This window comes from Bacillus gobiensis (genome assembly GCF_001278705.1).
Classification (GTDB): domain Bacteria; phylum Bacillota; class Bacilli; order Bacillales; family Bacillaceae; genus Bacillus; species Bacillus gobiensis.
Window position 1 is genome coordinate 2,622,379 of the sequence record NZ_CP012600.1, and the last position, 24,089, is coordinate 2,646,467.

The following is a 24,089-nucleotide window of genomic DNA, read 5'->3' on the forward strand; positions in this document are numbered from 1 at the left end:
AAACATATTTTATTAAACGACAAACAAATGGTACATTTGTATAGACAACTATACTCTATTAATAACTGGAGGAGAATATGGGACAAAGACTTGCCATTCAGAACGTAAAAATCGCAGAAGAGCATGAGATCATACCTAACGGATATCTTATCTTTGAAGATGAAGTCATCCTCAAGGTCGGGCACGGCGAGCCGGATATTTCTTGCGACAAGGTTATTACGGCACCGAGCGGCTCAGTTCTTTTGCCGGGAATGATTGATATTCATATTCACGGCGGGTACGGAGCGGATACTATGGATGCAACTCCTGACGCATTACAGACCATTTCAAAGCATCTTCCCTCCGAGGGAACGACAAGTTTTTTGGCCACAACGATTACCCAAGAGCACTCCCGCATTGAAGATGCATTAAGAAATGCAGCTCATTGGATGAATGGCCAGCACAACCACATGGGGGCTGAAATGCTGGGAATTCATTTAGAAGGCCCTTTTATTAATAAGAACAAGGCAGGAGCACAGCCGGAGAACCATATAATTCCACCTAACCTAGAAACGTTTATTAAATGGCAAAAGCTTTCAGAGAATCGAATTAAAATTGTTACATTCGCACCTGAAGAAGACACCTCCCATACTTTTGTGAAGTACTTAACATCTCAGAATATTATTCCATCCATCGGCCATTCCGACGCAAATTATAACCAAATGAACGAAGCAATTGCTTCTGGAGCCAAGCATGTGACACACTTATTCAACGGTATGAGAGGATTTCATCACCGGGAACCGGGAGTTGCAGGAACTGCGCTTGCTCGCGAAGATCTTTTTGCCGAATTGATAACAGACGGAATTCACAGTCACGAAGCGGCGGTAAAACTGACCTATCAAGCGAAAGGTAGCAGCGGAATTATTATGATCACCGATTCCATGAGAGGAAAAGGTCTAAGTGACGGACGTTATGACTTTGGCGGACAAACGGTTGAGGTAAAAGGAGACACAGCTTTTCTTTCTGACGGAACACTTGCAGGATCCATTCTAAAAATGAACGAAGGGGCAAAGCTGATGATGAAAATTACAAATTGTTCACTTTTGGATATTGTCCGCATGACCTCAGCCAACGCAGCAAACCAGTTGAAGGTATATGACAGAAAAGGAAGCCTTGCTGCTGGAAAAGATGCAGACCTTGTGATAGTAAGTCCTGAAGGAGACGTACTTAAAACTTATTGCAAAGGAAAAATTGCCTGGGAAAGAACGGAGGAATTATAATGGTTAATATTCTTATTTATCATTCTTACAAAGAACTTAGCCGGGCCGCAGCTGAAGAAATTGCAAGCCAAATTCAAAGAAAAGCCGATTCTGTTCTCGGACTCGCTACGGGAGGGACACCTGAAGGAGTATACGATGAACTTATTGACATTCATAAAAGACAAAATCTTTCTTTTCGTTCTGTCGTGACCTTTAACCTCGATGAATATGTCGGGCTTGGTTCAGACGATCCGAATAGTTATCGCTATTACATGACGAAACGCCTGTTTTCACATATTGATATTCCAAAAGATCAATATTTCCTGCCTGACGGAACGAATGAGAACTTGCTGCAGGAATGTGAGGATTATGAAAAGCTGATCACCTCCCGCGGCGGCATCGACCTCCAGCTTCTCGGAATCGGTCATAACGGCCATATCGGTTTCAATGAACCAGGAACGCCATTTTCGACCAAAACACACACTGTAACATTAAAACAGCAAACAATCGAAGCGAACTCAAGGTATTTCCATACTATAGAAGACGTGCCTAAGCAAGCCATAACGATGGGGATTGAGAGCATTTTAAACAGCAAGAGGATTATTTTGCTTGCATCTGGAAAAAAGAAAGCCAGTGCTGTAAAAAGGCTGATTGAAGGTACCGTGGATGAAAGCTTCCCTGCGTCAGCTCTTCATCTCCATCCGAATACGACGATTTTCATCGATCGTGATGCTGCATCTTTATTAGACGATTGAAAGGATTAAATTAATGTATATTAATAAGCATTCACCAGTCCCTATTTATCATCAAATTGAAGAACAGCTGAAAGCGATGATAGACAAGGGAGAGCTGCAGCCAGATATGCTGCTTCCTTCTGAACGGGAATATTCAGAGACATTCGGAATCAGCCGAATGACTGTAAGACAGGCCCTTTCAAATTTAGTCAGCCAAGGATATCTTTATCGGCAAAAGGGAAAAGGAACGTTTGTCAGCAAACAAAAAATTAAACAGCCGCTTCAGGGATTGACAAGCTTTACGGAAGATATGAAAAGCCGCGGACGAAAACCAAGCAGTAAGCTCCTTCGGTTTGAAATCATCAAAGCGGATGAACACATTTCGAACCAATTAAGCCGCCCTTATGGCGCAAGCGTATATGAGATCATGAGAATCAGGCTTGCAGACGATATCCCTATGGCATTAGAAACGACGTATATTCCCATTGATCTGTTGAAAGGGCTGACTGAAGCAGATCTTAAGGCCTCTCTTTATGAATACGTGGAAAAACATCTCGATTCATTGATCAGTCACGCCAGGCAAGAATTGGAGGCAGGTATTGCAGATGCTTTCGAAGCAAGCCATCTTGACATTTCGAAAGGAACACCTGTTCTTCTGATGAAACGCATATCATTTTTGCAAAACGGGACACCGTTCGAATATGTAAAATCCGTTTATCGAGGAGACCGATATTCATTTATTTTTCAGATGGATCGACAAAAATAGCGCTAATCATGCTCCTTTTACAGTATCTACTGTTTATAACAGAGATAAAGGAGGTTGATTAAGTGAAAATATTTTTAGATGCTGGCCATGGGTATCAAACGCCGGGAAAACGTACGGTTGATGGAATGAAGGAGTACGAGTTTAACAGAGATATTGCCGAAAAGGTAAAAACCTTGCTTAAAACCTATTCATCTGTTCAGGTATCTTCCGTTCACAGCGACAAGAGAGACGTCCCTTTAAAGGAACGAACAGCTCTTGCAAATAAGGCTTCTGCCGATTTGTATCTATCCATTCATGCCAACGCGAGTGGCAATGGAAAAGAGTGGAACGATGTTAACGGAATTGAAACGTTCGTTTACCTATCAAAGCCAACGGAAGCCACGTCTCTTGCACAAACGATTCAAAACGAATTAATCAAGGCGACGGAAAGAAAAAACCGGGGCGTGAAGCTGGCTGACTTTCATGTGCTGAGAGAAACAAAAATGACGGCGATCCTTTGTGAATGTGGTTTTATGACCAATAAAGAGGAAGCCGCCCTGTTAAAAACACCCGCTTATCGTCAAGCATGTGCAGAAGCAATCACTAAGGGCATTACCGGGTTTTACAAGCTTAAGCGAAAGCGCCGGACTAAACATGGTTCAAGCGGGTGCGTTTGATGAGAACGAGCATGCTGAGAAACTAGTTACAACGCTAAAAAAGCTGGCTTTGATGAATGATTCAAAAAAGGTCCTTAACCAAGGGCCTTTTTTACTGCACTATCATTTTACTATGGTTTCGTTTGAGGTTTAATCATCCATTGCTGGGGGTTATCCTCCCATGTCTGGGATTTATCCTCATTTGTCTTTTCTCTTTAAGATTTATTGTAAAATTGAAGTTTTCTGAAGAACCATTTATTTTTCTTCCCTTTCATCTTAATGATGAATTCATCCTTCCCGGGATAGGTTTCTGCGTCATAATAATTGAATGAATGAAGATAAGGAGAAAACGTGGTGAAGTGGATGGTGTCATCTTTAGGATTAACAGTAAGCACCCGCAAGTAGCCTTGCCCGCCATTTGGTGCAGCTTGATAATCTGCGAGAATTTGGTAAACTGTCCGGTCTGCTTTTCCGTCCCCGTCGTCATCAATCTCATCCGCTTTTACATTTGCTCCGTGATAATGACCGCTTAACACCAATTCTACGTTTTTATTTTGCTTTACAATCTGTTCGTATAATTTTTCGCCTACTTGGCTTCTTTCGCCGTTTGTATACAAATAATCGTGAAAGGCAAGGATCGCCCGACGATCGGGATACTGTTGAAGGACATCGTTCATCCAGTTCACTTCCTCCTGATTGATTCCCCAGCCCATAAATACGATGATATAGTCGTCTCCTTCGGCAGAAATTAAATCATAATGCCCCTTATTTTGTAGATACCTATCACCATACCAGGGGTTATCTTTAAACCTTGAATAGCCGAAATATTTTCCATACTTCGTGTAATTGTCCTTGCCGTTCAGGAGATCGTGGTTTCCTGCCAACACTCCATACGGCACAAGATTTTTGTCCAAAACGCCTAAAAGCCGATCCGCACGCTCCCACTGAACGCGTTTATCTGCTTTATTGATAATATCTCCGGTATGGAAAACGTATTGAATATTAAGCTTTTCTTTTTCTTCTGTAATCCAATTCACCTGTTTTTCTAAAATATGCGGATAGCTTTCTGAATAGTATTGCGTATCGGACATCCAAATAAACGTATATTCTTTTTTATAGAGCCAATTTCCGGCGGCTGTTTCATTTGACGCTTGTACTCCATTCTCCATTGTGAAGCAGATGAAAAAGACGACTGTAAGAATAAAAGGCTTGAATTTATGTCTAACAATTCCCATAAGCAGACCTCCTTCTAATAGGATGTCACAAGCAAGGAGGTCTTATAGACAGAAACAAAAGGAAGTTGAAGGAAAAACAAATAACCCAATCCGGGTTATTTTTTTTGATTTAAAGGTTCAATTATTCCTTTTTGAATCAACAAATGAAAGAGGGAAAGCACAATTGAAGCCCAGATCGCTGTTCCAAAACCATCGATATTGAAGCTGTCTCCCATAATGGCAGCTGTCATCGCCAAGGTAATAGCATTGATGATGAATAAAAACAACCCAAGCGTTAAAACCGTTACAGGCAGCGTCAGAATGACCAAGATCGGTTTTACCAGTACATTTAAAATCGATAAAATGAAACTTGCCACAATTGCTGCCCATATTCCGGTTAATTCTACTGATTCAAAATAACCGGCAATAACGATCAACAGCAAAGCATTGACAAGAACACTGATAATCCATTTCAACATTTACTTAATTTCTCCTTCTTCCGGAACCATATAAATACAAATGAGATAAATAATCAGAAAGGGGATGACTGTAGTAATAATCGCCAGGATAACCGTAATAATCCGTAACAGAGTAGCATCTATATTTAAATATTGGGCTAATCCACCGATGACCCCTGCAATTTTTTTATCGGTCGTTGATCGAAACCATTTTTTCACAAAATCACCCTCTACAATTGTTTAAGCTTAATAGATCCAGTTTTCGTTTCTGTAAATAGTGTCAATTTGTGTTCCTGCCCCTGGTTTGCTTTGAAATACATTTCCTTTTGGAGCGTGTCACTTTTCTCTCTGATCATCACGACCTCGTCAAGATCTGCAGCTAATGATCCAAGATTGCTTTTCAGCTCTGCTTTCACTTCAACTCCATGGGGAATCGAAAACTCCACGCTTCCGGTTGTCGTTTTTGCGTATACCGATTTAACATTTGGATCGGTAATTTTTGCTGTGATGTTGCCGTTAAAGCTTTGCAAATCAAGTGATTGGCTGGACCCGCGCAATTCAATCATTCCATTGATCGTTTCTGCCTCGATCGAACCGCATTCATAATCAACCAGTTTGATTTGCCCATTAGCTGTTTCAATCCCAGCTTTGTCAGCTTTTAATGATGAAAAAGAAACAACTCCATTTGTTGTTTTCGCATTTAATTCATTTACTTTCAAATGTTCCCCTCTGACTGGACCATTAAACAATTTGATACGGATTTTTTCATACTGCTTTTGCGGAATTTGAAGCGTTACATTTGTTTTCATCGTCTTTTTTTCTGTACGGATGAAAAGCTTTTCGCCTTCAACACCGCATTCAAAATGATTGTGAAACGCCGTCTTTGCTTCCTCCTGATTGTCAACCCTGTATATTTTGCCCTGGCATTCTACACGAACATCACTCTCATCCCACGGTAAAATATTTAAGCTTCCGTTCGCTAAATGAATGTCAAGATTGTTAAATTCAGTTTCTTTATATTGAAAAATATGTTTGACATCATAAGACTGGCCAAAGTTCAAATCAAAATCGACTTCCTTAACTTTCTTAACAGCGGTGTCCATTAAATCAAACAATTTCGTTCCAATTGATGATGTTTTATGAGTTGTTTTCGTCTCTTCTGAAGATGAGGATGTTTTTTTAACCTCAGCAGATAGTGAAGTTGTTTTGCTTTCTTCGGATGCTTCCTCAAGCTTTTCCATTAAAGTAATCGCTTCGCTGGCTGTCAGTTTGCCTTCTTCCACCAGCTTTAAGATACGTTTTTTTTCTTCTTGCATTTTTATTTCCTCCTCCACTTGAGTTTTATGCATTTATTAAAATTTCATTCCGCTTTATCATTCTGTATCGTTTTTATGCCAAAGGGTCAGTGCCCATTTACATAGTTATACGGTTCCCCTGTGAAAAGGTTTCATTTTCATTCTATGGGCATGAGCCAATTTGTTCAAATTAATTTTTTTTGAGCGATTAAATAGATTCTTTTTTTATTACCCTTTAAAATTGGTAAAAAAACAGGAGGTATTTATAATGCCAAACAAGCCCTCCAATCCAGAAGAGCTAGCCTATACGAAAAAAGAATTGCTGGAGCTTGTGAATGAGCAAAAACGAATGAACAAGGAAATGATATTGCAGCTTGAAAAATTATCATCGCTGCCGTCAATGTCTCAAGAAATCCATTACTTAAAAGTGCTTCTTGACAGCAGCAGCGCTCATATCTCAAATGATTTGATCCGCCTAAGCAGACAAATCGATCGGTTAAAATAAACAAAAAAGAAAAACCCTTCTAAGAGGGTTTTAAGGAGTAATCGTTTCTTTGCTTTTTAATAACTCTTTCATTCTTAACCGATCACGTTCAAGAACTGGTTTAAGATACCGTCCAGTGTAGGATTCGTTTGACTTAATAATTTCTTCAGGACTTCCGACAGCTATTATTTGCCCGCCGCCTGAGCCTCCTTCCGGACCTAAATCAATGAGATGATCAGCCGCTTTAATGACGTCTAAATTATGTTCAATTACTAAAACAGTATCTCCATTATCAACGAGTCTTTGTAAAACAACTAATAATCTTGCAATATCATCGACATGCAGTCCCGTTGTCGGTTCATCTAATATATATAAGGATCTGCCGTTTGATCTCCTGTGGAGTTCAGAAGCCAATTTTACCCGCTGTGCTTCACCGCCAGACATTGTTGTGGCAGGCTGTCCCAGTTTGACGTAGCCCAGACCAACGTCGAAAATCGTTTGAAGCTTCCTTTTAATTTTCGGTATGTTTTCAAAGAATTGAAGGGCATTCTCAACTGTCATTTCCAGAACATCAGAGATATTTTTCCCTTTATAAGTTACTTCAAGCGTTTCTCTGTTGTAACGTTTACCATGGCATACTTCACAAGGAACATAGACATCAGGCAGAAAGTGCATTTCAATTTTAATAATTCCATCACCACGGCACGCTTCGCAACGTCCGCCCTTGACATTAAAACTAAACCTTCCTTTTTTGTATCCCCGGATCTTCGCTTCATTTGTTTGAGAGAAGACATCCCGTATGTCATCGAATACACCGGTGTATGTTGCCGGATTGGACCTAGGCGTTCTTCCGATAGGAGATTGATCAATATCAATCACCTTATCAAGATAGTCAGCCCCTTTTAATTCTTTGAATTCACCCGGCTTTGTTTTCGCCCGATGAAGCTTTTGAGCTAATGCTTTATGAAGAATTTCGTTAACGAGCGTACTTTTTCCTGACCCAGACACACCTGTAACAGCAATAAATGTCCCCAGTGGAAATTTGACTGAAACATTTTTCAGGTTATTTTCTTTCGCCCCTTTAATTTCAATAAACCTTCCGTTAGATGATTTACGTTCGACAGGCAGCGGAATAAATTTCTTTCCGGAAAGATATTGGCCGGTTAATGAGTTGGAATCATTCATAACATCCTCAGGAGTTCCGGCAGAAACAATCTCTCCACCGTGCACTCCTGCCCCGGGTCCAATGTCAATCAAGTAATCGGCTGCAATCATCGTGTCTTCATCATGCTCGACAACAATAAGTGTATTGCCGATATCCCTCATTCTCTTTAGGGTATCAATGAGACGGTCATTGTCTCTTTGATGCAAGCCGATAGAAGGCTCATCAAGAATGTAAAGGACTCCGGTCAGTCTGGAGCCAATCTGAGTAGCCAAGCGGATCCGCTGTGCTTCTCCTCCTGAAAGCGTTCCAGCAGAGCGGCTCATCGTTAAGTAATCCAAGCCCACATTATTCAAGAACCCAAGACGTTCTTCAATTTCACGCAATATCAGTCTTGCGATCTGCATATCTTTTTCCGACAGCTCAAGAGAATGGAAGAAGTCCAAAGCCTGAGTAATGGAGAGCTTCGTTATGTTCCCAATATGATTTTCATTAATAAGTACAGCCAAGGCTTCTCTTTTCAAGCGGTGCCCTTTGCATTCAGGACAAGGCTGATGAGCCATATACTTTTCCATTTGCTCCCTGATATAATCGGAAGACGTTTCTTTGTAACGGCGTTCAAGGTTGCGGATTACGCCTTCAAATTCAATATGGTTTTCTCGAATCTGGCCGAAATCATTTTCATACCTGAAATATATTTTTTCTTTTCCGCTGCCATAAAGAACTTTATCAAACAAATGCGTCGGTATGTCCTCTACCGGCATATCCATGTCAATACCGTAATGATTGCACACGGCTTCTAAAAGCTTCGGATAATATTGAGAACTCTGGGGCTCCCAAGGTGCGATCGCGTTATCCTTCAACGAAAGTGTCTTATCAGGAATGACCAGCTCAAGATCAACCTCAAGCTTCGATCCAAGACCGTCACAGCTTGGACATGCTCCAAACGGGCTGTTAAAGGAGAACATTCTCGGCTCAAGCTCGCCAATGGAAAATCCGCAGATTGGGCAGGCATGAAGCTCACTGAACAGCAATTCCTCCTGGCCAATAACATCAATCATCACTTTTCCTTCTCCGAGGCGAAGAGCTGTTTCTAATGAATCAGATAGCCTGGCCGCTACTCCTTCTTTCACAACGATACGATCGACAATAACTTCAATGCTGTGTTTTTTATTTTTCTCCAGCACGATCTCTTCGGATAAATCTTCTACATTGCCATCCACCCGTGCTCTTACGTACCCTTGCTTTTTAATTTGCTCGAAAACTTTCGCGTGTGTTCCTTTTCGGCCGGAAACAATTGGGGCTAGGACCTGAAGCTTTGTTTTCTCAGGAAACTCAAGGATCCTGTCCACCATTTGTTCGATCGTCTGTGACTCGATTTCGATGCCGTGATTTGGACAGTACGGCTTTCCGATTCTTGCATACAGCAATCGAAGATAATCGTAGATTTCTGTTACCGTACCAACAGTTGAACGAGGGTTGCGGCTTGTTGTTTTCTGATCGATGCTGATTGCCGGAGACAACCCTTCAATGGTGTCGACATCCGGCTTATCCATTTGCCCTAAAAATTGGCGTGCATAGGCAGAAAGGGACTCAACATAACGTCTCTGTCCTTCTGCGTATATCGTATCAAAAGCAAGAGACGATTTTCCTGAACCCGACAGCCCCGTCACGACGACCAGCTGATCCCGAGGGATATTGATATCGATATTTTTCAGGTTATGGACTCTTGCTCCTTTCACCTCAATTCGGTCTAAAGCCATTTATCATCATCCTTCCGATTTAAGCTCAAGCAGCAAATCCCGCAGCTCTGCCGCACGTTCGAAATCCAGCGCTTTTGCTGCTTCTTTCATTTCGTGCTCCATTTGTTCGACGACTTTTTGCTTTTCCTTCTTCGTCATTTTTGAAAGCTTCGGTGCCGCTTTTGTTTCATATTCCTCTTGATCCTCAGCTGCAAACGTCGCTCGGATGACATCGCGTATTTTCTTATTAATCGTCTGAGGTGTAATGCCATGTTCTTTATTGAAAGCTTCCTGCTGTTCACGGCGCCTTTTCGTTTCCGAAATAGCGATTTCCATAGAATTCGTTATCTTATCGGCATACATAATAACCCGTCCGTTCGCATTTCTGGCCGCACGCCCTACCGTTTGGATTAGGGATCGTTCGGATCTTAGGAACCCTTCCTTATCCGCATCCAATATTGCTACAAGGGAAACCTCAGGTATATCAAGCCCTTCCCGCAACAAGTTGATGCCGATTAGAACATCGTGCTTCCCAAGCCGTAAATCTCTAATGATTTCAATTCGTTCCAGTGTTTTAATTTCTGAATGGAGATAGTTTACTTTGATGCCGAGTTCTTTTAAATAGTCTGTGAGATCTTCAGACATTTTTTTCGTGAGTGTCGTCACAAGAACTCTTTCATTTTTTTCAATTCTTGCATTGATCTCGCCAATTAAATCGTCGATCTGGCCTTGAATTGGCCTGACTTCAATAATTGGATCAAGAAGGCCGGTCGGGCGGATAATTTGTTCAACCATCTCTGGTGTATGCTCCAGTTCAAAAGGACCCGGAGTGGCTGATACATAAATGCAATTATGCATATGCTTTTCAAATTCTTCAAAGCGAAGGGGACGGTTATCTAAGGCAGAAGGCAGCCGAAAGCCGTGATCGACGAGTACCTGCTTCCTTGCCTGGTCCCCATTATACATTCCCCTTACCTGAGGAAGAGTGACATGCGACTCATCTACGACGATCATAAAATCGTCAGGAAAGTAATCGAGAAGTGTATAAGGGGTTGCTCCAGCTTCCCTTAATGTTAAATGCCTTGAATAGTTTTCAATACCGGAACAGAAGCCCATTTCCCGCATCATTTCCAGATCATAGCGCGTCCGCTGCTCAAGCCTTTGCGCTTCCAAAAGCTTACCTTCTTCACGCATATAATTGAGGCGCTCTTCCAGCTCTGTTTCAATATTGGCAATGGCTTTTTGCATTTTTTCTTCACGGGTGACGAAGTGGGATGCTGGGAAAATTGCTACATGGTCCCGATCTCCCAGGATTTCTCCTGTTAATGCATCGACTTCCCGGATCCGCTCGATTTCATCGCCAAACAATTCAACGCGAATACAATGCTCATCCCTTGAGGCAGGGAAAATTTCGACGACGTCGCCCCGTACCCTGAATGTCCCGCGCTGAAAATCGATGTCGTTCCTCACATATTGGATATCGACCAACTTTCTGAGCAGCTCATTTCTTTCCAATTCCATTTCTGTTCGCAAAGAAAGCACCATTTCCCGGTATTCCTCTGGGGAACCCAAACCGTAGATGCAGGATACACTGGCGATTATGATAACATCCTTCCGTTCAAATAAAGAAGATGTAGCAGAGTGCCGTAATTTATCAATCTCATCATTGATGCTCGAATCTTTTTCAATAAATGTATCCGTCTGCGGTACATAAGCTTCCGGCTGATAATAATCGTAGTAGCTGACAAAGTATTCAACCGCATTATTCGGAAAAAACTCCTTAAACTCGCTGTACAGCTGTCCGGCAAGTGTTTTGTTGTGGGCAATCACGAGCGTAGGTTTATTTACTTCTTTTATCACATTCGAAACGGTAAACGTTTTTCCTGTTCCAGTTGCACCCAACAATGTTTGATGTTTTTTTCCTTCTTTAATTCCCCTCACCAGGTGATCAATGGCTTTTGGCTGATCACCTTGGGGCTGATAAGCTGAAATGAGCTCAAAACGATCGTTCACAAAAAAGCCTCCATTTCATAACGAAATCTTCCTACCAATAGTTTACCACAAAACATGTTAAAATCGAGAAAAATACGAACTAAAGTTCGCTTTATTTTACTCAAATAAAAAACCTGCTTCGATCCATAAAAGCAGGGTTGACCATTCTCAATCATTTCAATCACTTTTCTTCTTTTCTTCAACTGCTTTCTTCGCCATATAAAGCGAGCCGGCAATTAATGAAAGCACATCAAGACCGACAATAAAATAGGTTTGTGTATAACCTTTTAAATAGGAGGCGAACAGCAAAGCAGCTGTCAACGCAATGGCTACATAATGACTGTATGTTACCCTAGTAAAAAGAACGACAAGCAAAAAAGGGAATACTAGAGCAAAAACGGCTTTTGTAATCACAAAAACCCTCCTCCAATTTCGTTAAATGGGATACACATATCATTACAAAAATCCATTTTTGCGTCAATGTATCAATACTTTGCAAAGTTAAAACAGAAAAAGGAATGCAATATGCATCCCTTTCTCTATAAATTCCTGTGAGGCAGCTTTACACATCAATTTACGTTAACGATTTTCCGTAATTGAAGTGACGATCCGCAATGCATCTACAGGGTCTTTCGTATTCGGCTCTACTTCATAGACTATTTGGCCTTCTTGCCAAAAAGCCGAATTCGTTACATCATTATTTTCGTATGCTACTGAGAATCGGGCAAATTGATTAGGAATCGGCAGTGTATTGTTTTCAAGAAACTCAACCATTTCTTTTGCTTTACCTGGTAAATCAATCTGATTTTGCGTTTGTGCCTGCATACCTAAATACCATCTGCCTTCATTCCAGTTAAAGAATTTATGTCCTGCTCCTGCGTCCTGCATCCCCCATAATCCGTAGCCTAAATCAATCGCATGATCCTGTTTCTGAACTTCTTGGTAACCAACTTCCTGTTGTGCTGCTTCTGCAGATTCATACTTTTCCCCTCTCAACGTTACAAGTTGGCTATCCTCACCGACATTATTTAAAGAACGGTCATTGATTAGAACCGGATGATCGGTTTGATATATGATCACGCTGTAGCCGTCTGGTTTATTATCATACGCAGCCGTATAATATGTTTTCTCACCTTTTGGAAGGTTGGTAGGTTTGACAAATGGAATATCGGTGTTTAAATAGGTCTCGACGTCTTTCAACAATGCTTCTAAAGATGTATAGCCCTCGGTTTGTTTGGAATCCGTGCCTTTTTCGGTATCTTCTTTTCGCTGTTCTTGGTCAGGCACTTTATTTGGCTCGTTATCTGAATTAGGATTCGGATCTACTTTGGGTTCTGCTTCATTAGCTTGGGTGTTTTCATTATTCGGTCCTTGCTGTTGTATAGAAGGAGACGCTTGATTTTGCTCAAACCACAAATTCTTTGCAGAAGAAAATGTGAAAATACCTACCCCGAGCAATAAGACAAACGTGAGTGCAACAGGTACGAGATGCTGCCATACTGAACCAGGTCTTTTTCTGCTTCTTGTATGCATATCTTCCTCTTCCCTCTCTTTTATTTTGGCAAAAACAGCCGCTCTGTCCCGCTCGGTAAAAGTTTTATTACGATAAGCTTTAGATAATAATTCCTTTAGCTTCTTGTCGTCTGTCATTCAATAACCCCCTGAAGAAGATCTTTTAATTTCTCTCTTCCCCTTCTTAACCTTGTTTTTATCGTGTTTGTTGAAGTACGCAATATTTCAGCTATCTCTATTACCGAAAAATCCTCGTAATAATAGAGATAAACGGGAGTTCGGTATTTTTTCGGTAGACGAAACAGAGCCTGTCTTACTTGTAAAGCATGCTGTTCATTCATAACAATCGATTCTGCTGAGGGAGAGAGCTGAAGCGCTTCAAAGTGGGATGAAGCAAGTGACTCTTTATTCTTCACATACCAGCTTTTCAAATAATCCTTGGACTTATTAATCGTTATCCGATACAACCACGTTTTCAAGGATGATTCCTTGCGAAACGTATGCAGCTTCGAATATACCGTAACAAAAACATTTTGTACGACTTCCTTCGCTGTATCTGCGTCTTTCACATAAGTGTAAGCCAGCCGGACGAGCTCGTCTCCATATGCATGCATAATCTCTTCTAATTCTTGATCTTTATCATACTCTTTCATAGGTGTCCCCACTTTATTCTCCCCCTTAGTACCGATCATTGTTTTGACGAGGCTAGGGGGAATCAGGTTTCAAAACTATAATAATATCTTAATTAAACTTATTCGATAAAAAGCACATAAGAAAGACGCTGAGCTTCACTCAGCGTCTTATCGCGTTTTTACATTTCATGAATTACGGTACTGCCGGTATTCCATTTCGTCATCTTCCTTTACAAACAAAATACCGAGCTCGTGATGCTCACCTTCATAAGAAGCACGCTGTTCAAAACGAAGCTGGCCGTCACAATCAATAATTTCCAGCTTAATGAACGTCCGGTTTTTCTCCAGCGCTTCGTAAAAATCAGTGACTTTCCTCACTTGAATGCCGTTAGCCTTCGTTATAATTTCACCAATTTCCAAATTCAGCTCTTCAGCAGGTGTATGAGGGATAATGCCAAGCACCATCAAGCCCTGGTTACGCTTAGAAAAGTAATACGGCGCACTATTGTCATTTACTCGCTGCTTCCAGCTTAAAAACGCTCGTCCTGCTACTGCCACAGCAGCTGCCGCTAAAGACAGCGGACTCCAGAAATAACTGGCGGCTCCGATAGCAAGTGTTACAATCCCAAGAATACATACCCTTCTTGCTGTAAGCTGCATGCTTATGATGGGAAGCGATCCTTGGACACGCTGGCCAAACCCTATAAAATACGGAATCCATAACGGAATAAATGACTGACTATTAACAGAAAAAACAGGCCACCAGTCAAAAGGCACGCTGATTCCGTCTCCGGGAATGAACAGAAAAAGGGGAAGAAGCCATACCCTGTTTGCGATCTGCCGACCAATGTACGACCCTCTTTTACTGATAGCTATTGCCGGAGACATTTTAACATGTGCAGACCTGTAAGATAATAGTCCTTCTGCCAGCAGCAGCAACCCCAATAAAACTGCTAATCCGGTCCAATTTGTTAATGGAAGCTGCGGAATCATTCGGTCCGCTTCAGGAAAAAAAGCAGCCCCATATCCAATAATTATTGTGATTCCAAGCGTGTAGGCAGACGACAACGCGCTCATACGAAATGTGAAGCTGAAGAGAGCCGTAATTATGAAAATGAGCATGAGAAGCCCGAACGGCAAAACGATTCCAACTGCACAAAACAAAACAGACAGTATTAGACCTGCAGCGATCCCTTTCGTATATGTAAATTTCAATTCATCTGTAATGTCCTTCACACGGGTGTGAAAGGTTTTTCGTTCCCTTTTGATACGGACATGTCCATAAAACAAACTCATGACTACAAAAAAATAGAAGAGAGGATTAACAAAGAACCATCCTGCTCCTTTAGCGAACTGATACAACCATTCGACCATCAAGGAAACGTTCACCGCCTCAACCTAGCATTATTATTCTAGTTTATCAAATTAATAAATAAATGAATATGCCAACCTGAGGTTATTTTTCTATGTCTTGATTGATCCACAGCGTAACATTGGAAAGGGAAAAATCGTTTAGATAATGATCAACCTCAACATCTAAGACATTCCCAACGAGCTGCATCGACCGTTTGATATCTGTTAAATTCACACCCAGCCTTTTATGGTTCCTCATCAAATAATCAAAATAATATTCCGCACAATCTTCCGTAATATCCTTTACACTGCTGATTGATGTATAGTTGACTAAATACCTGCAAAACATCATCAGAAGCTCCGTAGCTTTTGTCGAAGAAAAGGTTACTTTTTGTGTATGGTGTGTTAATTCATTCACCAACCCTTTGTATCTTTTCTCTCTAACTAGACTTGCCCTTTTCAATATTGAACCTCCATTTTCTATCTACTAAGAAAAGCGCAAACTCCATTTCTTAAAATGGCTCTATTTGAAGCATGTATTATATCATCTACGCTAGAAGAACCTACCCTTTTTGTAAACCTTTCTTACATTTTAAAAATATTTCATTTCTATTACAACCAACGAAAGTTTCATTTTTCATGAAAATATTGCCAAAACAAAAAAGTGAGCAATGCTGTGCTCACTTTTGTTTCGATATTGTTTTTAAAGCTGCCTGAAGTTGAAGATCGTTTTTCTCATCCTCCTTTAGAGAATTAATTTTCTCGTTGATCCGTTGTGCCGTGCGGTTATCAATCACTCCGGTTTCTTTTAGGCCGTGCTTGCTTTGAAAGCTTCTAACTGCCTTTTTTGTACTTTTATTAAAATATCCATCCATCCGTTTTGAATCAAACCCGAGGCCTTTTAACAAAATTTGGGCGCGGCTTACTTCGTTGTTGTTCATATCCTCTTTTAAAGGTTCTTTTATTTGCAGAGGTCCTACTGATAAAAATTTAGGCTGTGTAACCAGAATCGTCGGCTTGACTCCCTTTTTATGAATCCAGTTGCCATCCGGGGTCAGCCACTTGTACAGCGTAAGTTTTATATTGCTTCCATCTCCCATTGGGACTGCCTGCTGAACCGTTCCTTTCCCAAAAGAAGTTTCTCCGATCACATCATAGTGGCAGGCTTCCTTTAAAGCACCCGCCAGTATCTCAGAAGCGGAGGCACTGCCTTTATCCGTTATAACAGATACCGGATACGGCTTTGGTTTTGTTAATTTCGAATAAAATTTCTTTGTTTCACCGTTCCTTTCTGCAATTTGAATATATGGCTGGTCCTTTGTAATAAAATGCTTCATGATTTCTTCTACACTTTGAAGATAGCCTCCCGGGTTCCCGCGAACATCAAGAACCAAACCGTCGATTCCTTTATCCTCAAGATTTTTTAATGATTTTGAGAAATCATCCGCAGTTTTTTCAGAAAAAGATGAAATCGAAATATAGCCAATCGACTTATCTTTTGTTTTCTTTATCGACGCAAAGACTGTCTCAAGAGGTATTTCATCTCTTTTAATCAAAAAAGATAAATTCTCCCTCGTTCCGGTACGGTGAACTTCGATCTTTACTTTCGACCCTTTCTTGCCGCGAATTTTTAATACCGCATCATTCAAATCCTTACCCGCCATCGACTCACCATCAATGCTGATGATTTCATCATTCGGCTTTAGGCCTGATTTTTCCGCAGGGGAGCGCTTAAAAGAAGAAACAATTATTATTTTTCCATTTTCCATTCCTACTTCCGCTCCGATTCCTTCAAACGATGAATCGAGTGCGTCTGAAAATTGTTTGGCTGTCTGCTTGTCCATATAGACAGAATATGGATCATTTAAAGAAGTAAGCATTCCTTGAATAGCCCCTTCAAGAAGCTTCTCCCGATCAACCTCTTCCACGTATTCATTCGATATTAATTCATAAGCTTTTTTAAATTTTTCAAACCCATTCACCTCTTCCCGGTCTGGAGAGGAGAGGGCATCTGCTTTATGGAAGCCTGCAGGCTCGATAATTGCATACAGCCCCATTCCGCTGACGATTAAGGTACACATTACAATCCATGATGCGATTCTCTTTTTCATTCTCTGCCTCCTTCAATCATGTGGGTTGAGATAGTATGTGCAAAAGAGAATCATTTCATGTAATGGAAGAAATGAAAAAAACTCTTAAAACAGATGTTTTAAGAGTTAAAATAAGGGAATGCTATTGAATATACGGTCTTGGATCAACTGCGTTTGATTTTGCTGCATTCCAAAGACCTTTATGTAGTTCGAAATGCAAATGCTGTCCGTGCGAAGCACCAGTGTTGCCCATCGTTCCGATTCGTTGGCCTTGTTCTACACGGTCGCCAGTTGAGACTTGCATTCCAGACAGATGGGCGTAAACCGTCTGATATGTTTGACCGTTAATGTTATGTGTCACAAAAATCACATTTCCATAACTGGTTGAATAGTGTGCGTTGTACACCGTCCCTGATGCAGCAGCGTGAACAGGCACATCAGAACCTGCAAGAGCAATATCTACTCCAAAGTGATTACCACCATCTCTTGGTCCAAATGGTGAAGTGAAACTGCCAGGAGCAGGCTTGATAAACCCGGATGTATTTGACTCCACCGGCTCGGAAGCTGATGCAGTTTGCTGATTCTGTGTTTCTTCAGCTTTTCGTCTTTTTTCGGCCTCTTGTTGTTTCCGATGTGTTTCTTCTGCCTTGATTGCTTCATCTTGACGCTTTAAAAGGTCAGCTTCATTTTCCATAGAACCGAGCTCATCAACCGCTTTTTTTTGATCTTTTTTCACCTGTTCGATTAATTTGTTCTTTTCGGTTTGCCGCTTGTCCAAATCAGCTTTTAAAGCTTCAAGCTCATCAAGGGCGGCATGTTGTTTATCGAGTTTATTATTTAGTTCTGCTTCTTTTTGCTCAACAAGCTTTAAGTCTTTCTTATGGGCTTCTATGATATCTTTATCGGCTGAAACAATTGTTGTTACAGCACTTACACGGCTGACAAAGTCGCCAAAGGTTTGAGCACCTAAAAGCACATCTAAATAATTTACGTTCCCGCCGTTTTCCTGGATCGCGCGTGCACGATCCTGAAGCAGTTTATTTCTTTTTTCAATCCGTTTTGTAATCTCTTTAATCTCTTTTTTTAATTTATTAATCTCTTGATTAGTTTGCTTAATATCAGCCTGCCTTTTTTCAATGGAATCATTCGTTGTTATGATTTCTGTATCCAGCTTTTGCAGATCAGCATTCAAATCTTTTTCCTGAGCTTCTAACTCTGCACGTTTAATTTCATTGTCAGCTTGCCTTTTTTCGAGTTCTGATTGTTTATTCTCTACTTCTTCTCTTTGCTTGTCCAAATCTTCATAAGCGTACGCACGGTTTTCTAAAGCAGGAAGTATGAATCCTGAAGCACAGACAGCAGTTGCTACACCGATTGATAATACCTTTCCTTTCAAAAAAACTCCTCCTAAAAATGCAAAAGGGCTTATCCGGCCTTTCACGTTGTTTATGTATGATCGGCTTATTACTAGAAAAGAACAGCCAGCTCTAAGGCCGGCCTATACTTTAAGAAATTTTCGAACGGACATAAGACTTCCCCAAACACCAATTACTGCTCCAATAGCAATCAAAATCAGTGAAACCTGAAAAACAAACGGATTGTATGGGAGAAGGGTGATAAACGAGCCTTGAACACGAGGAGCAATCCACTCAATCAAAGAATTGTAGCTGCTCAAAAGGATCGCTATCGGAATGACACTTCCAAATACACCTAGCAATAATCCTTCAATGAAAAACGGCCAGCGCACAAACCCATTAGTCGCACCTACTAATTTCATAATCTCGATTTCTTTCCGTCTCGCAAAAATTGTGATTTTAATCGTATTAGAAATCAGAAACATGGCAGTAAACACCAATCCGATGATCAGAGCGATGCCAATATTTCGTGACACTTCTACAATTCTAAATAGGCGGCTGACTTCTTCCTGACCGTAGGTTACTTTGTATGTTTGATCCAGTTTGTCAATTTCAGCAGCAACCTTCGGCGTATCCCTTGGGTTTGTTGTTTTCACAATAAACGCATCGTATAAAGGATTGCTTTGATCAAACATCGCAAACGTCTGGCCATTTTCTCCAAGACTGTCAATCAGCTGTTCAAGCTCTTGTTCTTTTGAAGAAAACCTGACGTTTTCAATGCCATCTATGTTCTCAATTTGTGACTGCAGTTTATCTTGATCGTTTTGCTCGGAAGTCAGTTCTACCAATACTTTGATTTCTACCTGCCGCTCTGCGTTTGTTGCCATATTGTTCAAGTTGAACATGATGACTATAAATACACAAACCAGCAGCAGGGTTACTGTTACAGCACTAATAGACGCAAAGGTCATCCATGAATTTCTTCCAAGTGATTTCAAGCCTTCGCGAATGTGCCTAACGAGAGTTCTATTCATAATTGCCATACTCTCCTCTCGCTTGGTCACGCACAATTAGACCATCTTCTATAGCAATAACTCTTTTCTTCATCGTGTTTACGATCTCTTTGTTGTGAGTTGCCATCACAACAGTGGTTCCGCGATTATTAACCTCTTCAAGAGTCCTCATAATTTCCCATGAAGTATCCGGATCCAAATTTCCAGTCGGCTCATCTGCAATAACGATGTCCGGACTATTAACAATTGATCTTGCAATCGATACCCGCTGCTGTTCCCCGCCGGAAAGCTGGTCTGGAAATTGCCGCGCCTTATGCTTCAGTTGAACGAGATCCAGTGTTTCAAGCACTTTTTTTCTAATTACTTTTGGATGCTCTCCGATCACTTCAAGCGCAAATGAAATATTCTCAAACACTGTGAGCTTTGGCAACAGTTTAAAGTCCTGAAACACGACCCCTAATTTCCGCCTTAAAAAAGGAATTTCTTTTTCTTTTATATCCGCAAGGTTCAAGCTGTTAATTACAATTTTACCTTTTGTAGGCTTTTCTTGGCGGTATATCATTTTAATAAATGTCGATTTGCCTGCACCGCTGGGACCAACGATATAGACAAACTCTCCAGGATGTATAGTGACACTTAATCCGGCGATTGCAGATACGCCATTAGAATAAGTTTTGTAAACGTCTTTCATCTCTATCATGCGATCACCTAATCTTTTAAGTTGTTTACCCGGTCATACTGTTCGGAGCAATATGTATCTTTCTGTCCATAAAAAAACAATTTATCTATAGTAAACTACAATTTATATATCGGCAGAGTGTTTTAAAAATAAATACAAACTTTGACGATCTTTTTCAAATTTCAACAATTTCCATTATACTTTATGAAAACTCACACTGACATTACAATTATATTTCAAAAGTCGGATGTTGTCGAATAAAATCGAAAAAAAACCGAGGTCAATTTTTTGATCTCGGTTTTCCCTTTTTCCTGATTTTTCACGTTATTTTTTCTCAGAAAGCCAATTGGCTAATTCCGTGGCTTCTTCTTCACTGACAAGCCCTCCAGGCATGTTGTTGCCCCGTCCGTTGTTAATAATATCTACAATTTCGCTTTCTGAGTACTTTGCCCCAACCTTCTGCAAATTAGGTCCGGAAGACCCTTCCAGATTCTGTCCGTGACAGCCGATGCAGCTTTCTTGATATAGATCTTCACCATTTCCTGCCGTTTCATTGTTCTTATCTGATGAATCGGAATCATTATCCCCGGCTCCGCAAGCACCCAATAAAAGGATCGCAGGAAATACAGCTAGCGTGAAAAGTTTGCGTTTCATAAAATGGTTCATCTCCCTTATTGGCAATGATGAATCCATTATAACCTGTTTATGCGCGTTTGAAACCCTCTCCAAGCACCTCTGCCGCATCCATGGCAATAACAAATGCAGACTCATCAATGCTTTTCACAAGATGTTTCAATTTTGTAAACTCTGCTTGTCCAACTGCGCACATTAAAATGGGCCGCTCATCATCTGTATACCCGCCTTGGGCTGATATTTTCGTGATTCCCCTGTCAATTCGATGAAGAACGGCATCTCGCACAGCAGCTTCCTCGTTCGTTATAATCATCGCCATTTTGGAACGGTTGAAGCCAACCTGTACAATATCAATCGTTTTGCTCGACACGTAAACGCCGATCATCGCAAACAGCGCCTGCTCCAGATTAAATACGAAAGCAGCGGACAGAACAATAAGCCCATCAATAAAAGCCAAACAAGTTCCAAGTGTCAAACCTGTATATTTATGAATGATCTGCGCGGCTAGTGCCGTTCCCCCGGTTGATCCTTTTCCAAGGAACACAAGACCAATTCCGATTCCTACTCCAACGCCTCCAAAAATCGCAGCCAGCAATTCATTGTGGGTTGCCCGTCCAAGATCCTTTGACATGTAAACGATGAACGGCAAAAATATGGAGCCGGCCAAGGTTTTTAATCCGTATTTCCCGCCCAGCACATAGAAACCGGCAATAAACAGCGGAATATTCAATCCCCATTGCACAAAAGCCGCTTCAAATCCAAACGACTCCATGATCGTACTAATTCCGCTGATTCCGCCAGCCGCAATGTGATTCGGAAGGAGAAAAACATTAAAAGTAACCGCCACAATTGCTGATCCAACAAAAATATATAAATAATCCCGAAATACGTCCAAATGAAGTACTTTTTTCACCATCAAAATATCCTTCTTTCTAGTTAGTAAATCACCATTTGGAAGTATAACATCTGAACTCATTTATTTGAACAACACCAGGATAACGTATTAGCGGGGTAAAGTAGTAATTTTTGCTGGATTATTTACTTCATTAGATGGTAGTTTTGATTTCTAAAATGAGCCCGAAGTGCTTCGTCAGCAAAAGAGTGTCTAACTGAAAGTAAAGATGGCCTGATTTTAATCTGAGGTCTTGAAATATATAATAGTTATTACCCTGAAGTTTTCCGAGCTCATAGTCCAGTGCCAGTTCTCCTTTAAAGCCAGTTTTCCGTTTTGTTAAATCTCCTTCTATGTCACTGCGCTTTTTATGTTTTTGCCTCATGCGGGAAATTAAAGATTCTAGTGCATAAAGCTGCAGCGGTGTGGTTCGTTTTTTTGCAATCAAATGATCATCTCCTTCAATGATTAACCATTCGATAAATGATTTAGAAATACCTTCGATTTCAGTTATAATTGGTTTATCCCGCAATAACGGGCAGTAAGCCCTCCACCTCGAAAACTTTAGGCCACCACTAAAGAAGTGCAGGTGGAGGTCAACTGCCCGTAAAAGCCCGATTGGTTCACCTAACAATCAGTGGGGGAGGATACGAAGGCTAAAAGCTCAGGCGTCTTGTTCGTGCGCCTTCACTAGCATATCCTATGCACCGCTCCCCACTGATTGAAGGTTCACTTTATTACAAAACAAAGAGAGGTTTTATGGTTGAAGCGTTCTCAGTTATTACTATTATCCTTAAGTTTATTCTTCCTTCTCACCGCATGCGGGACTGCTTCTACAGATAAGGTACAGCTGACAATCTCTGCAGCCGCGAGTTTAAAGGATGCCATGGAAGATATTCAGGAAGCCTATCAAAAAGAGCATCCAGAGGTTGAGTTGACGTTTAATTTTGGCGGTTCTGGTGCCTTGCAGCAACAAATCTCCCAAGGGGCACCAGTTGATTTATTTATCTCAGCTGCCGAGGATAAATTTCAATTGCTTGTGGATGATAAGATCATTTCAAAAGAGGATGCCATTCGTTTAGCAGGCAACAAGCTTGTCCTTATTGTTCCAAAGGATTCTTCGATCACATCGTTTCAGGCGCTTGCAGATGATTCTGTCACAAAAATTGCTCTTGGTACGCCCGAGACCGTCCCTGCAGGAGCATATGGGAAACAGTCTCTCCAAAATATGGGTCTGTGGAATCAAGTGGAGCCAAAGGCTGTGTACGCAAAGGATGTCCGCCAGGTTCTGTCTTATGTAGAAACAGGAAATGTTGAGGCGGGGATTGTTTATCAAACGGATGCCCTCATTTCCAACAATGTGAAAACAGTAGAAACAGCAAAGGAAGACACGCACCAGCCGATCATTTATCCTGCAGGAGTCATCAGCGATTCTAAGCACCAGGAAGAAGCGAAAGCTTTTCTCTCCTTTCTCCTGGGCAGGGAAGCTAAACAAACATTGGACAAATATGGATTCTCTACTAAATAATCTAGGCTCGGCTGAATTTTGGGCTCCGGTTCAGCTTTCGCTAAAGGTTGCAATGCTTTCCAGCGTTTTTATTATCTTATTAGGTACCCTCACAGGCCGTTTGATGGCACGGGCTACTTTTCGCGGGAAAGCAGCTGTGGAAACGTTGATTATGCTTCCGCTCGTTCTTCCGCCTACTGTAGTTGGATTTTTTTTAATTATCATCTTTGGCAGGAACAGTATAATTGGACAAGGAATTGAACAGCTGTTCGATCAGCCTGTCATTTTTACTTGGTGGGCGGCAGTAATTGCATCATTGGTCGTCGCTTTTCCACTGATGTATCAAACAGCAAAATCCGGGTTTGCGGACATCGATTCCGCAGTTGAAGAAGCAGGAAGAGTGGACGGAGGCAGTGAGTGGAAAGTCTTTCTTTATCTTTCAGTTCCTCTTGCTGCCAGATCCCTTCTGTCCGGCAGTGTGTTAAGCTTTGCCCGTGCTTTAGGGGAGTTCGGGGCAACTTTTATGTTTGCGGGGAATATTCCAGGGCAAACACAAACGATTCCGACAGCGATTTATGTGGCCTTAGATTCCGGAAACATGCATTTGGCCTGGCTCTGGGTAGGCGCGATTATGCTCATATCTTTTTTCATGCTGCTTCTCGTACAATTAAAAAAATGGTAAAGCATCCCCTTAAGGATGTTT

25 protein-coding genes are annotated in these 24,089 nt (G+C 41.2%); 7 read left to right on the plus strand and 18 right to left on the minus strand.

Features of this window, described 5'->3' with window-relative positions; all coding sequences use genetic code 11:
• Positions 1-77 precede the first annotated feature (77 nt).
• From nagA to AM592_RS13235, 4 genes are all read left to right on the plus strand, one after another.
• Positions 78-1,259: an N-acetylglucosamine-6-phosphate deacetylase gene (gene nagA, locus AM592_RS13220; RefSeq protein WP_053604219.1), complete on the plus strand. Its 1,182-nt coding sequence runs from the start codon at positions 78-80 to the stop codon at positions 1,257-1,259.
• Entirely contained in the window at positions 1,259-1,993 is a 735-nt protein-coding gene (gene nagB / locus AM592_RS13225; protein WP_053604220.1) for a glucosamine-6-phosphate deaminase, read from the plus strand. Before nagA ends, nagB begins: the two co-directional genes overlap by 1 nt.
• A 13-nt stretch (positions 1,994-2,006) precedes the next feature.
• On the plus strand, positions 2,007-2,738 hold the full coding sequence (locus AM592_RS13230; RefSeq protein WP_053604221.1) for a GntR family transcriptional regulator: 732 nt from the start codon (positions 2,007-2,009) through the stop codon (positions 2,736-2,738).
• Between the two features lie 62 nt (positions 2,739-2,800).
• A complete protein-coding gene (locus AM592_RS13235) occupies positions 2,801-3,394 on the plus strand; it encodes an N-acetylmuramoyl-L-alanine amidase family protein (protein WP_053604222.1) in 594 nt (197 codons plus the stop codon).
• A 194-nt stretch (positions 3,395-3,588) separates the two neighbouring features.
• Here the strand turns inward: AM592_RS13235 and AM592_RS13240 are convergent, their stop codons facing one another.
• The 4 genes from AM592_RS13240 to AM592_RS13255 all read right to left on the minus strand — a co-directional run bounded on the left by AM592_RS13240 (position 3,589) and on the right by AM592_RS13255 (position 6,361).
• Positions 3,589-4,608, minus strand: a complete 1,020-nt coding sequence (locus tag AM592_RS13240) for a metallophosphoesterase (RefSeq protein ID WP_053604223.1) — start codon at positions 4,606-4,608, stop codon at positions 3,589-3,591.
• Between the two features lie 95 nt (positions 4,609-4,703).
• Positions 4,704-5,066 (minus strand): phage holin family protein, encoded by a 363-nt coding sequence (locus AM592_RS13245; protein ID WP_053604224.1) that lies wholly within the window; start codon positions 5,064-5,066, stop codon positions 4,704-4,706.
• Complete coding sequence (locus AM592_RS13250) at positions 5,067-5,264, minus strand: PspC domain-containing protein (protein WP_053604225.1); 198 nt, start codon at positions 5,262-5,264, stop codon at positions 5,067-5,069.
• A gap of 11 nt (positions 5,265-5,275) precedes the next feature.
• The gene (locus AM592_RS13255; protein WP_053604226.1) at positions 5,276-6,361 is read right to left on the minus strand and encodes a DUF4097 family beta strand repeat-containing protein; all 1,086 of its coding nucleotides are present in this window, start codon (positions 6,359-6,361) and stop codon (positions 5,276-5,278) included.
• A gap of 247 nt (positions 6,362-6,608) precedes the next feature.
• Here AM592_RS13255 and AM592_RS13260 point away from each other — a divergent pair, with 247 nt between their 5' ends.
• Positions 6,609-6,845: a hypothetical protein gene (locus tag AM592_RS13260; protein ID WP_053604227.1), complete on the plus strand. Its 237-nt coding sequence runs from the start codon at positions 6,609-6,611 to the stop codon at positions 6,843-6,845.
• 30 nt (positions 6,846-6,875) lie between these two features.
• Here the strand turns inward: AM592_RS13260 and uvrA are convergent, their stop codons facing one another.
• The 14 genes from uvrA to AM592_RS13330 form a co-directional block, all read right to left on the minus strand.
• Complete coding sequence (gene uvrA, locus AM592_RS13265) at positions 6,876-9,749, minus strand: excinuclease ABC subunit UvrA (protein WP_053604228.1); 2,874 nt, start codon at positions 9,747-9,749, stop codon at positions 6,876-6,878.
• A 6-nt stretch (positions 9,750-9,755) separates the two neighbouring features.
• The gene (gene uvrB / locus AM592_RS13270; protein WP_053604229.1) at positions 9,756-11,741 is read right to left on the minus strand and encodes an excinuclease ABC subunit UvrB; all 1,986 of its coding nucleotides are present in this window, start codon (positions 11,739-11,741) and stop codon (positions 9,756-9,758) included.
• Positions 11,742-11,897: 156 nt separating this feature from the next.
• Positions 11,898-12,134 carry a DUF2198 family protein gene (locus AM592_RS13275; RefSeq protein ID WP_053604230.1) on the minus strand — a complete coding sequence of 79 codons (237 nt, stop codon included), beginning with the start codon at positions 12,132-12,134 and terminating at the stop codon, positions 11,898-11,900.
• Positions 12,135-12,299: 165 nt separating this feature from the next.
• A complete protein-coding gene (locus tag AM592_RS13280) occupies positions 12,300-13,370 on the minus strand; it encodes a hypothetical protein (protein WP_053604231.1) in 1,071 nt (356 codons plus the stop codon).
• A complete protein-coding gene (locus AM592_RS13285) occupies positions 13,367-13,897 on the minus strand; it encodes a sigma-70 family RNA polymerase sigma factor (RefSeq protein ID WP_053604232.1) in 531 nt (176 codons plus the stop codon). Before AM592_RS13285 ends, AM592_RS13280 begins: the two co-directional genes overlap by 4 nt.
• A 153-nt stretch (positions 13,898-14,050) precedes the next feature.
• Positions 14,051-15,241: a PDZ domain-containing protein gene (locus AM592_RS13290; RefSeq protein ID WP_053604233.1), complete on the minus strand. Its 1,191-nt coding sequence runs from the start codon at positions 15,239-15,241 to the stop codon at positions 14,051-14,053.
• Between the two features lie 79 nt (positions 15,242-15,320).
• Positions 15,321-15,680 (minus strand): swarming motility protein SwrAA, encoded by a 360-nt coding sequence (locus tag AM592_RS13295; protein WP_053604234.1) that lies wholly within the window; start codon positions 15,678-15,680, stop codon positions 15,321-15,323.
• A gap of 217 nt (positions 15,681-15,897) precedes the next feature.
• Positions 15,898-17,328, minus strand: a complete 1,431-nt coding sequence (locus AM592_RS13300) for a S41 family peptidase (RefSeq protein ID WP_053604235.1) — start codon at positions 17,326-17,328, stop codon at positions 15,898-15,900.
• A gap of 121 nt (positions 17,329-17,449) precedes the next feature.
• On the minus strand, positions 17,450-18,703 hold the full coding sequence (locus AM592_RS13305) for a murein hydrolase activator EnvC family protein (RefSeq protein ID WP_053604236.1): 1,254 nt from the start codon (positions 18,701-18,703) through the stop codon (positions 17,450-17,452).
• Between the two features lie 102 nt (positions 18,704-18,805).
• Entirely contained in the window at positions 18,806-19,696 is an 891-nt protein-coding gene (gene ftsX, locus AM592_RS13310) for a permease-like cell division protein FtsX (protein WP_053604237.1), read from the minus strand.
• Positions 19,689-20,375, minus strand: a complete 687-nt coding sequence (ftsE, locus tag AM592_RS13315; RefSeq protein WP_053604238.1) for a cell division ATP-binding protein FtsE — start codon at positions 20,373-20,375, stop codon at positions 19,689-19,691. Before ftsE ends, ftsX begins: the two co-directional genes overlap by 8 nt.
• A 303-nt stretch (positions 20,376-20,678) precedes the next feature.
• Positions 20,679-21,008 carry a cytochrome c551 gene (gene cccB, locus AM592_RS13320; protein WP_053604239.1) on the minus strand — a complete coding sequence of 110 codons (330 nt, stop codon included), beginning with the start codon at positions 21,006-21,008 and terminating at the stop codon, positions 20,679-20,681.
• A 49-nt stretch (positions 21,009-21,057) separates the two neighbouring features.
• On the minus strand, positions 21,058-21,903 hold the full coding sequence (locus AM592_RS13325) for a YitT family protein (RefSeq protein ID WP_053604240.1): 846 nt from the start codon (positions 21,901-21,903) through the stop codon (positions 21,058-21,060).
• Positions 21,904-22,033: 130 nt separating this feature from the next.
• On the minus strand, positions 22,034-22,327 hold the full coding sequence (locus tag AM592_RS13330) for a nuclease-related domain-containing protein (RefSeq protein WP_148564334.1): 294 nt from the start codon (positions 22,325-22,327) through the stop codon (positions 22,034-22,036).
• 315 nt (positions 22,328-22,642) lie between these two features.
• Between AM592_RS13330 and modA the strand changes: the two genes are divergently transcribed.
• Positions 22,643-23,407 (plus strand): molybdate ABC transporter substrate-binding protein, encoded by a 765-nt coding sequence (gene modA / locus AM592_RS13335; protein WP_053604242.1) that lies wholly within the window; start codon positions 22,643-22,645, stop codon positions 23,405-23,407.
• Positions 23,388-24,068 carry a molybdate ABC transporter permease subunit gene (gene modB / locus AM592_RS13340; RefSeq protein WP_053604243.1) on the plus strand — a complete coding sequence of 227 codons (681 nt, stop codon included), beginning with the start codon at positions 23,388-23,390 and terminating at the stop codon, positions 24,066-24,068. The genes modA and modB overlap by 20 nt, the downstream gene beginning before the upstream one ends.
• Positions 24,069-24,089: the final 21 nt, after the last annotated feature.

Coding starts and splice junctions, on each gene's coding strand:
- cccB (WP_053604239.1), bottom strand. CDS start 21,008: ATGAAACGCAAACTTTTCACGCTAGCTGTATTTCCTGCGATCCTTTTA.
- AM592_RS13240 (WP_053604223.1), bottom strand. CDS start 4,608: ATGGGAATTGTTAGACATAAATTCAAGCCTTTTATTCTTACAGTCGTC.
- AM592_RS13260 (WP_053604227.1), top strand. CDS start 6,609: ATGCCAAACAAGCCCTCCAATCCAGAAGAGCTAGCCTATACGAAAAAA.
- nagB (WP_053604220.1), top strand. CDS start 1,259: ATGGTTAATATTCTTATTTATCATTCTTACAAAGAACTTAGCCGGGCC.
- nagA (WP_053604219.1), top strand. CDS start 78: ATGGGACAAAGACTTGCCATTCAGAACGTAAAAATCGCAGAAGAGCAT.
- AM592_RS13245 (WP_053604224.1), bottom strand. CDS start 5,066: ATGTTGAAATGGATTATCAGTGTTCTTGTCAATGCTTTGCTGTTGATC.
- uvrA (WP_053604228.1), bottom strand. CDS start 9,749: ATGGCTTTAGACCGAATTGAGGTGAAAGGAGCAAGAGTCCATAACCTG.
- AM592_RS13230 (WP_053604221.1), top strand. CDS start 2,007: ATGTATATTAATAAGCATTCACCAGTCCCTATTTATCATCAAATTGAA.
- ftsE (WP_053604238.1), bottom strand. CDS start 20,375: ATGATAGAGATGAAAGACGTTTACAAAACTTATTCTAATGGCGTATCT.
- AM592_RS13325 (WP_053604240.1), bottom strand. CDS start 21,903: ATGGTGAAAAAAGTACTTCATTTGGACGTATTTCGGGATTATTTATAT.
- AM592_RS13300 (WP_053604235.1), bottom strand. CDS start 17,328: ATGAAAAAGAGAATCGCATCATGGATTGTAATGTGTACCTTAATCGTC.
- modB (WP_053604243.1), top strand. CDS start 23,388: ATGGATTCTCTACTAAATAATCTAGGCTCGGCTGAATTTTGGGCTCCG.
- AM592_RS13280 (WP_053604231.1), bottom strand. CDS start 13,370: ATGACAGACGACAAGAAGCTAAAGGAATTATTATCTAAAGCTTATCGT.
- ftsX (WP_053604237.1), bottom strand. CDS start 19,696: ATGAATAGAACTCTCGTTAGGCACATTCGCGAAGGCTTGAAATCACTT.
- AM592_RS13255 (WP_053604226.1), bottom strand. CDS start 6,361: ATGCAAGAAGAAAAAAAACGTATCTTAAAGCTGGTGGAAGAAGGCAAA.